Below are 7,473 nucleotides of genomic sequence, written 5' to 3' on the forward strand. Positions count from 1 at the left end.
GTGGCGGGGTGGTTCCTGCTACACCTTGCCTAAAAACTGCCGTTCTGGGTCTCGCGGCGTCTTTAATCCGGCCTTGAGGCACCTCGTCGGCAATATTGGTTTTCGTGTGGTGTGTGCCCAGGAGTGGACTCCGTAACCCTTTACCCTTTTCCCAATGTGGAACAGGCTTCCAGCCTGTGATAGGCGGGCAAAATTTTTGGTATGGCAGTTGTAGTAAAGGTTAAGATATATTTCTGCGTTGAAGCTTCCTACTCCCTAAGAATTTTTCAAACTAAATAATTTGGCAAAAAGGCATGGATATAGCCTAAAAGTGTGATTTAATGACGTCTAAAGTGTTAGAGGGTTTTTTTAGCTATTAGGTGAGCTTGACCTTGGCGAATTAAATTCACCACGGGTCGCACCTGAGGTACACAGGATTTTTTCCCTGTTCCCTATTCCCTGTTCCCTAGAGCCTAAAATTATGACTTTGAAAATTTTCTGTGACCAGAACTATCTGCCAGAGGGCATGACCTATGAGGCAATCCTATACCCCTTTTGGGGCAAGCCTCCCGAAAATCCTGAGGATCCCATTAGTAGTTGTTTTGACCACTATGTAGAGATTGGAAAGTCTCTATTTAAGATGTCGTCTCTGGAGGAAGCAGATTTTGCAATTGTACCAGTTAATTGGGCACTATGCAATTCTGAATTGGAACATAAAGCCAGACAATTAGCAGAAAACGTTAAATCAGCAGGCAAGCCCTTAATCAGTTTTTTTGGTGGAACTTCTTCCCATCTTAACTTACCGATTGAAAGTGATTTTGTATTCCGTAACTCCCTCTATCGATCCCTTAGAAAAAACAACGATTTTACCCTACCTCACTGGAGCGAAGACTTTGTTGAAAACTATCTGGACAACAAACTCAATATCCGCCAAAAATGCTTAAAACCGGTAGTTGGTTTCTGTGGTTATGCCGTCAGGAAAAATCCCAAAACCCACTTAAAATTTTTATGGTCTAGAGTCAAAAAGAATGTCTTGAACTTGACAACTACTATTCCTCCCTATAATTGGGGACATGTGTTAAGAGGTCGAGCCTTAGATATCTTAGCCAAAGACCCTAACATAATCACCAACTTTCTGATTAGAGAACGCCCAGTTTTCTTCAATCAACCGGACTTCAAGTTGAAGCAAAAGCATCGGCTGGAATTTGTGTATAACCTAATAGACAGTGACTATATCTTCTGTTGCCGTGGCTCAGGTAACAATTCCTTTCGCTTCTATGAAGCATTGTGTTGTGGCAGAATTCCAGTTCTTGTAGATACCGATTGTGTGCTTCCCTACGACTTTGACATTGATTGGAAGAAATACTGTGTTTGGATAAAGGAGAATGAACTTCATTTAATTGGCGATAAAATTGCTGAGTTTCACGACAATCTATCATCCCGGGAATTTGTAGATTTACAGTATGAATGTCGCCGGATTTGGAAAGAACGAGTATCCCCAGAAGGGTTCTTTCGTAATTTTCATCGTCATCTGCCTATAGCAAAGGGAACAGGGAACAGGGAACAGGCAACAGTAGGGTGCATCTGATATAGCGCTACGCGCAAGTCAGAAGTTAGAAGTCAGAAGTCAAAAGTAAGCTAGGACTAGGTTTCGGAGTTTAGAAATGTCAAACATCTAAATGCGTAGTGCTATTTTTGTAAAAAAGAAGGGAAGTGTGGGGCGGGGGCGCGGGAATTTTATTAGAATTTTTGCCTAATTTCATAAACTAAAAAATATCAGGTCAGTTTGCACGATGAAAGTCACAACTAAACTAGCACAATTAAGGGCGTTGCTGAATTAAGGAATGAATGCGCGATAATCTGGTTTTATTAAAGCCCCCTAAATCCCCCAATTCTGGGGGACTTTGAGAGTTTTTCCCCCCAGAATTGGGGGGCTAGGGGGGCGAAACCATACTCAGAATCAGCAACGCCCAATTAAGAGCTAATTCCGGAAATATCAGTTACGAAGAAATTTCTGAATCTACGGGAATCGATCGGCAAGAATTAAGGGAACTTGAAAATGGGGAAGCGAATGCGATGAAGCGTTCGCAAAGCGTGGCCCAAAGGCCTCAGCTTCCGCTAAGAGCGATCGCTTTTACTACCCTCGCTCAACTCTGCGCCTTCTTTCACTGTAGTCCCAACGATTTATTGATTGTAGACTGGGAGGGGGAAGAAATAGAGAAAGCTTCACAGATAATGAAACAGACATTTACCAATGCTGAGGCGATGCCACCCCGTTATGCGGAGGAAATTTGGGATACTTTTTAAGGGACTATCTAGCTAGGGCAAACGCATCTAAATTCTAGAAGCCTTACTCAGAAGTGATGTAGTGCGGTCTTGGGGAAGCAGGGTCAAATAGCAAATATGAGATCCACCCACTTCGGATCAGTAAAATGTATTAACTTATAACCTTAGTGCTATAACAGCTTAGTTGTCCGAATGACGTACCAAACCTCAGATCATTTTATGCATCTGATGGTTTCTCCCTGACACGCTCTTTCCAATATCCTGGCTCACGACTACAGTGCATCACCGCCACAATTAAAATGTAATCTTCCTCAATAGTGTATAAAATCCCGTAGGGAAATTTACGTGTCAGACATCGAGGAATATCTTCATCAATAACAGCCCAACGAGTTGGTGACGCAACAATTCAGAAAATTGCATCCTCAACTACATTGATAAATGCCTGTGCCAATTCAACTCTACGTTCTGCGTAAAACTCGACTGCTTCACCATATTCAGTCAAGGCTGCTGGGTGAAAGACATATTTCATGGCTCCAGAAGTCGCCTCACTCTAGCTAACCCTTCCTCTCCAGGAATAGGCTGAACCATACCACTTCGGATTTCATCTCGACGCTTCTTAGCTTCACTTACCCAAAGTGCTTGTAGGTTTTCGTCTACATCAAACTCAAGACTTTCAACCAGCTTCTGAGCCAACAATGCTCTCCATGCACTGGGCAAAGATAAAGCTTCTTTAATTACTTGCTCAACAGAGACCATAACATTCGGGCATCATAGATAATACCCAGAGTCTAGCAAAAAAGTAGTAAACATAACACAGAATCAAAATGCGATTGGCCGTAAGCCACGCTACGCAATTGACCTTAGGTCACGCTCCTTGAGGTGCATCTACTGAATTTGAGATCAACTCAATCGCTGGCAAAGCCACAAAGCAAAGACTGGAATTGTGCTTGGGGCTCAACCAATTCAAATGGCGCTGATAAATCCAAAAGATTCACGGGCTTTTGCATCCCAATCCCAAGTGTAGACATCTTGCGGTGGTACACCTTCACTGTTCATGTTTTCTACAGCGTACTAATTTAAGCTTGTACCCATTATCCCCTCAATCGACACAGCAAAGCGCTAGAGCATCGGTTTAGTAATCAAAATCAAAAAATATTGTTATTATTACTTACACTTCCTGGGAGTTACCTGCAATCCAAGTAGCTATAGACTCTTGATTTTCTATTCCTTCTACTAAATTATTAATCTTGATCACGGCTTCTTCTTCTGCGGCCACTAACTCATATCCGTTTAAACGTAAAAAAACGTCGATGACAGCAAGGGCAATTCGCTTGTTACCATCGACGAAAGGATGATTTTTTGCCAAACTAAAAGCGTAGGCTGCTGTCAGATCAAACAGACTAGCACTATCACTGTAAGCAAATAAATGTTTAGGTCTAGCTAAACTACTGGAAAGTAAATTCGGATCTCTTAATCCAAAACATCCGCCATGCTCTAGGATTAACTCGTCATGGATAGCTATTACTGCTTGCTCTGGCACCCAGCGAGGCTCTTTCACTTAGCTAATTCCCGAAAAGCATTGCGATAGTTTTTGCGAGTTATCGCGAAAGCTTCCATTGCTGCCTCGAATTCAGAATTATCTGGAATACTAGCAGGATTTGACACTGTAATACTCATTTCCTTTTGAAGCTGAACCAGAAGTTGCTGAATTGGGACTGATTCTTGAGCTATTTCCTTAGCTGAAGCTACAGAGTCTGAGGCATTTAACACCGTAATAAAATTCCGAAGGTCTTCTTGATAACTCTCGGCTGCATCTTCAAAATCAGACCCAGCGCAATTGAGGCGTTCTCCTGGGTCAGCTTGCAAAATACCACGAGCCTTCTTGTAAGCCTCTTCCAAGGGAGCCAAACCCTTAGCCAAGAAATGAAGATTGGAAACACCGGAGGGAAACTCCTTCCCAAGGGCATTTAACTCACCCTGAAGTTCCGCTGAGAGTGAATCCTCTAGCTGAGTTAGGGCGACCAAGAAGGCTTTGAGGGTGATTGCATCTAGGGAGTTCATGGCTTGAAGTGTGCGTTTATTAGCTCAGGCAAGTCAAAAAGGATAAAGCGTCTTTCATTGGGCATCATAGATAATACCCAGAGTGTAGCAAAAAAGTAGTAAACATAACACAGAATAAAAATGCGATTGACCTACAGTCACGCTACTTGAGGTGCATCTACTGAATTTGAGATCAACTTAAACGCTGGCAAAGCCACAAAGCAAACAGAGGTAAAGCCAGTCGGTAGCCTTGCTCGGAGCCATAAATCAAACCTTTGTGCTGCAACCCAGCGATCGCTCCTTGGAGAGAACCCCCTCTCGATAGGTAATGCTTTTGAATGTAATCTCGACTTTGTGGCTTGTCGGTAGGGTCTAGGGCCAGGGATTCTAAAAGATGGGCTTGATTAGCTGGAAGCAGCATCAGTAATGACTCGAAGACCATGGATAAGTCCGCTAGCAGTTCTTGGATGGCCTGCTGAACATGGCCATCACGAATTAGCCCATCAGAAACTCGTACCGACTTGAGGCGTCGCACCAGTGCCGAAGCATCACCGAAGTGTCCTTGGACGGCATTGACAAAGATTTCCAGTGCTTGCGATCGCGGATCGAAGGTCAGCCGTTGCGTATGCAAAACTTCAGTTACCCAAGCCGCAACCACATCATTAGCTAAAGGAGCCAGCTGCACGATTTCCAAATTATTCCCTGGTTCATGGGGATAAATACTAGTTTCTGCAATCGTTGCCACTAGTACATAACTTACCTGAGTCTGACCCTCGATCTGTTCCCTCAAAAATTTTTCCCACACCCCATGACGATCCCAAGAGCGGATGTGGGGGAAACTTTCCAAAATCAACACTACCCGTTCCCCCTCAGATTCAGCTAACCTTTGCAGGAGATCGAGTAATGCTTCAAATGCTTTCCGTTGCAGCTCTTTGCTCTGGATCCGAACTGGTTTAAGTCCCTCTGTGCCACTGGCTTCATCCTTCAGGACAAATAATTCCGCTGCCTTACCTTCAATCCAATCTGCCATTAGAGCTTGAACCGTTGCCATTGGAAAGGTCTGGTTTATGCTCTCCCACAGCAGTTGCACAAAGCGCTGACCATCCGTAACCCGGATGCAGTCAACCTCCAGGATTTTAACTCCAACTTCCCGTGCGGCCCGCCTTACCAAAGTCCGCCGTCCGCTTCCGGGCACTCCCACAATCAGCAGATTGCCATCACGGGCTAAAACTTGAGTGATGCGCTGGAATTGTGCTTGCCGCCCAACCAATTCAAATGGTACTGATAAATCCAAAAGATTCACGGCTAATGCATCCCGATCCCAAGTGTAGACATCCTTCGGCGGCACACCTTCACTAGTTGGCAACCCCCCAATTGTATCGCTAACTGTATCGCTGACATCCTCAGGGCTGAGGTTAACCATTGATTTGCCATCAGTCGATTCTGTCATCTGCTATTGCCCGTGTTTTTCCCAATTCCAAGCTCAAACCAAAACCTTGGTGTGGCATGAGTCTATAGTTTACCTTGGAACTTTTCAATAGTGCCAATAGTTCCTAGCACTATTAAAACGTGCTATATATTTTATAGCACTGTTCGACAGTATCATTCTTTAATGATCAGGACTTACGCAAAGCCCCCTAAATCCCCCAATTCTGGGGGACTTTGACATCATTACCCCCCAATATTGGGGGGCTAGGGGGGCGAAATCCCCAATTTTGGGGGGCTAGGGGGGCGAAATCCACTTAACCGCTTAAGTCCTGCATAATTACCACCAACCCTTACCCAATAGGCAAAAACCCGTGTTAGAAGCATTCATATTTGCCACAATATTGTGCGGATTTTTCGGCATCATCCTGAAAAAGAACCTGGTTATGAAAATCATCTCTATGGATATCATGAGCACGGGGGTGATTGCCTATTACGTGTTGGTTGCATCCCGAGATGGTTTATTCACACCCATTCTTTCAAACGTCGAAAATAGGGCTTACGCAGATCCAGTTCCCCAGGCAGTGATCTTGACAGCGATTGTGATCGGCTTTTCGATTCAAGCCTTGATGCTAGTAGGTGTTATGAAACTGGCACGGGACAATCCCACCCTGGAAAGCAACGAGATCGAGAATAATAATACCCCATGAGTACCATTACCATTGCCTGGATTGCCCTACCGCTATTTGTGGGATTCAGCATTTATCTGATCCCCAAACTTGACCGATACCTCGCCCTAGGCGTTGCCATGGTTTCGGTTGAATATGGGACACAGCTATTTCTTCGAGCAAAATCGCCATTAACCTTACAGCTGCTAGATAATTTCGGTGTCACATTACTAGTTGATCAATTAAGCGCCTTTTTTATCTTGACCAATGGGCTGGTAACGGCAGCAGTCATCCTCTACTGTTGGCAAAGTGGTAAAACAGCTTTTTTTTATACCCAAACCATTATTTTACATGGCAGTGTCAATGCCGTATTTATCTGTGCAGATTTGATCAGTTTATACGTAGCATTAGAGGTAATCAGTATTGCTGCGTTTCTGTTGATTGCCTATCCCCGAACCGACCGATCAATTTGGGTAGCCTTGCGCTATCTTTTGATCAGCAATACAGCCATGCTGTTTTATCTGATCGGCGCAATTTTAGTCTATCAGGCCAATCATTCCTTTGCCTTTGAAGGCTTGGGCGGAGCAACTCCAGAAGCTCTTGCCCTGATCTTTCTGGCACTGTTAGTCAAGGGGGGAATATTTGTATCAGGATTGTGGTTACCCTTGACCCACTCCGAATCTCAGAGCCCAGTGTCGGCGTTGCTATCGGGAGTTGTGGTCAAAACGGGAGTCTTTCCACTGTTGCGTTTTGCTCTGATTGTGGAGGAACTTGCTCCCATCGTCAGGATATTTGGAGTGGGGACAGCGCTTCTGGGAGTAGGCTATGCCGTCTTTGAAAAAGATACCAAGCGTATGCTGGCTTTTCATACCATTTCCCAGTTAGGCTTTATCCTCGCCGCACCAGAAGTGGGGGGCTTTTATGCCCTGACCCACGGCCTGGTGAAAGGGGCGCTCTTTTTAATCGCGGGTGTTTTGCCCAGCCGCAACCTCAAGGAACTGCAACATCAGCCGATTAATACCCAAATCTGGATTGCCCTGGCTATAGCTAGCTTCTCAATTTCCGGCTTTCCCTT

8 protein-coding genes and 1 pseudogene are annotated in these 7,473 nt (G+C 44.6%); 4 read left to right on the plus strand and 5 right to left on the minus strand.

The window, feature by feature from the left end; genetic code table 11:
* Positions 1-460: 460 nt before the first annotated feature.
* Together F6K38_RS31745 and F6K38_RS31750 are read left to right on the plus strand one after the other, a co-directional pair.
* On the plus strand, positions 461-1,567 hold the full coding sequence (locus tag F6K38_RS31745) for a glycosyltransferase family 47 protein (protein WP_008189879.1): 1,107 nt from the start codon (positions 461-463) through the stop codon (positions 1,565-1,567).
* Between the two features lie 506 nt (positions 1,568-2,073).
* Positions 2,074-2,286: a hypothetical protein gene (locus F6K38_RS31750; protein WP_131826862.1), complete on the plus strand. Its 213-nt coding sequence runs from the start codon at positions 2,074-2,076 to the stop codon at positions 2,284-2,286.
* 196 nt (positions 2,287-2,482) lie between these two features.
* On the opposite strand, the pseudogene F6K38_RS44495 reads toward F6K38_RS31750, so the two are convergent.
* From F6K38_RS44495 to F6K38_RS31775, 5 genes and pseudogenes are all read right to left on the minus strand, one after another.
* Positions 2,483-2,794, minus strand: a pseudogene (locus F6K38_RS44495) (type II toxin-antitoxin system RelE/ParE family toxin).
* Positions 2,791-3,021, minus strand: a complete 231-nt coding sequence (locus F6K38_RS31760; RefSeq protein WP_008189886.1) for an addiction module protein — start codon at positions 3,019-3,021, stop codon at positions 2,791-2,793. The pseudogene F6K38_RS44495 and the gene F6K38_RS31760 overlap by 4 nt, the downstream one beginning before the upstream one ends.
* 412 nt (positions 3,022-3,433) lie before the next feature.
* Positions 3,434-3,823 (minus strand): type II toxin-antitoxin system death-on-curing family toxin, encoded by a 390-nt coding sequence (locus F6K38_RS31765; RefSeq protein WP_008189890.1) that lies wholly within the window; start codon positions 3,821-3,823, stop codon positions 3,434-3,436.
* Positions 3,820-4,326: a hypothetical protein gene (locus F6K38_RS31770; protein WP_008189891.1), complete on the minus strand. Its 507-nt coding sequence runs from the start codon at positions 4,324-4,326 to the stop codon at positions 3,820-3,822. Before F6K38_RS31770 ends, F6K38_RS31765 begins: the two co-directional genes overlap by 4 nt.
* A gap of 172 nt (positions 4,327-4,498) precedes the next feature.
* Entirely contained in the window at positions 4,499-5,755 is a 1,257-nt protein-coding gene (locus F6K38_RS31775) for an ATP-binding protein (protein WP_008189893.1), read from the minus strand.
* A gap of 349 nt (positions 5,756-6,104) precedes the next feature.
* Between F6K38_RS31775 and F6K38_RS31780 the strand changes: the two genes are divergently transcribed.
* A complete protein-coding gene (locus F6K38_RS31780) occupies positions 6,105-6,440 on the plus strand; it encodes a cation:proton antiporter subunit C (RefSeq protein WP_044495399.1) in 336 nt (111 codons plus the stop codon).
* On the plus strand, positions 6,437-7,473 hold a 1,037-nt coding region (locus F6K38_RS31785), incomplete at its 3' end, for a cation:proton antiporter (protein ID WP_287359051.1). The genes F6K38_RS31780 and F6K38_RS31785, both read left to right, overlap by 4 nt.

The organism is Moorena sp. SIO3B2, from assembly GCF_010692525.1.
GTDB classification, from domain to species: Bacteria; Cyanobacteriota; Cyanobacteriia; order Cyanobacteriales; family Coleofasciculaceae; genus Moorena; species Moorena producens.

Excerpts from the sequence above, each read along its gene's own strand:
- F6K38_RS31745 (WP_008189879.1), top strand. The coding sequence starts at position 461 with ATGACTTTGAAAATTTTCTGTGACCAGAACTATCTGCCAGAGGGCATG.
- F6K38_RS31760 (WP_008189886.1), bottom strand. The coding sequence starts at position 3,021 with ATGGTCTCTGTTGAGCAAGTAATTAAAGAAGCTTTATCTTTGCCCAGT.
- F6K38_RS31775 (WP_008189893.1), bottom strand. The coding sequence starts at position 5,755 with ATGACAGAATCGACTGATGGCAAATCAATGGTTAACCTCAGCCCTGAG.
- F6K38_RS31770 (WP_008189891.1), bottom strand. The coding sequence starts at position 4,326 with ATGAACTCCCTAGATGCAATCACCCTCAAAGCCTTCTTGGTCGCCCTA.